The 1,073-nt window shown below is 55.6% G+C and carries 1 rRNA gene; it reads right to left on the bottom strand.

The features are described 5' to 3' along the window. Positions 1-45: 45 nt before the first annotated feature. A 23S ribosomal RNA gene (locus ACIQF0_RS47620) occupies positions 46-1,073 on the bottom strand; the annotation flags it as partial.

The following is a 1,073-nucleotide window of genomic DNA, read 5'->3' as shown; positions in this document are numbered from 1 at the left end:
TTCTGGTTGTTCTTCCAGAACCGCACAGTGGATGCGTAGCGTCTTTGTAACAAGTCCTCGGCCTATTAGTACCAGTCAGCTCCAACCGTTACCGGTCTTCCACCTCTGGCCTATCAACCCAGTGGTCTAGCTGGGGGCCTTAACCCACAAAGGGTGGGATACCTCATCTTGGAACGAGCTTCCCGCTTAGATGCCTTCAGCGGTTATCCCTTCCGAACGTAGCCAACCAGCAATGCTCTTGGCAGAACAACTGGCACACCAGCGGTCCGTCCGTCCCGGTCCTCTCGTACTAGGGACAGCCTTCCTCAAGTATCCTACGCGCGCGGCGGATAGGGACCGAACTGTCTCACGACGTTCTAAACCCAGCTCGCGTACCGCTTTAATGGGCGAACAGCCCAACCCTTGGGACCTACTCCAGCCCCAGGATGCGACGAGCCGACATCGAGGTGCCAAACCATCCCGTCGATATGGACTCTTGGGGAAGATCAGCCTGTTATCCCCGGGGTACCTTTTATCCGTTGAGCGACCACGCTTCCACAAGCCATGGCCGGATCACTAGTTCCGACTTTCGTCCCTGCTCGACCCGTCAGTCTCACAGTCAAGCTCCCTTGTGCACTTGCACTCAACACCTGATTGCCAACCAGGCTGAGGGAACCTTTGAGCGCCTCCGTTACTCTTTGGGAGGCAACCGCCCCAGTTAAACTACCCACCAGGCACTGTCCCTGATCCGGATCACGGACCGAGGTTAGACATCCAATACGACCAGAGTGGTATTTCAACGATGACTCCACAACCACTGGCGTGGCCGCTTCACAGTCTCCCACCTATCCTACACAAGCCGAATCGAACACCAATACCAAGCTATAGTAAAGGTCCCGGGGTCTTTCCGTCCTGCCGCGCGTAACGAGCATCTTTACTCGTAATGCAATTTCGCCGGGCCTGCGGTTGAGACAGTCGAGAAGTCGTTACGCCATTCGTGCAGGTCGGAACTTACCCGACAAGGAATTTCGCTACCTTAGGATGGTTATAGTTACCACCGCCGTTTACTGGCGCTTAAGTTCTCAGCTTCGCCC

It is taken from the genome of Lentzea sp. NPDC092896 (assembly GCF_044754905.1).
In the GTDB taxonomy this organism is placed as follows: Bacteria; Actinomycetota; Actinomycetes; order Mycobacteriales; family Pseudonocardiaceae; genus Lentzea.
Note: the sequence above shows the minus strand (reverse complement) of the source record. Positions and strands in the feature narration are given on the sequence as shown.